General features: G+C 61.4%; 1 protein-coding gene. It reads right to left on the minus strand.

Features of this window, described 5'->3' with window-relative positions:
• A partial coding sequence (locus EET67_RS25435) for a GTP-binding protein (protein ID WP_170313250.1) occupies nt 1-368 on the minus strand: 368 nt, incomplete at its 3' end.

A 368-nucleotide genomic window follows, 5' to 3' on the forward strand; every position in this document is an offset into this window, starting at 1 on the left:
ACGCCGACCTGGCGCGACAGCAAGATGTGCTCGCGCGTCTGCGGCATCGGGCCGTCGGCCGCCGAAACCACCAGGATCGCCCCGTCCATCTGCGCCGCACCGGTGATCATGTTCTTCACATAGTCGGCGTGGCCCGGGCAGTCGACATGCGCATAGTGACGGTTCTCCGTCTCATACTCCACATGCGAGGTCGAGATCGTGATGCCGCGCGCCTTCTCCTCAGGTGCCGCGTCGATCTGGTCATAGGCCCGGAAATCGCCGAAATACTTCGTGATCGCTGCCGTCAGCGACGTCTTGCCATGGTCAACGTGACCAATCGTGCCAATGTTCACATGCGGCTTGGTGCGCTCGAATTTACTCTTGGCCAT

Origin of the sequence: Borborobacter arsenicus, from assembly GCF_003934165.1 — a bacterium.
GTDB classification, from domain to species: Bacteria; Pseudomonadota; Alphaproteobacteria; order Rhizobiales; family Rhizobiaceae; genus Pseudaminobacter; species Pseudaminobacter arsenicus.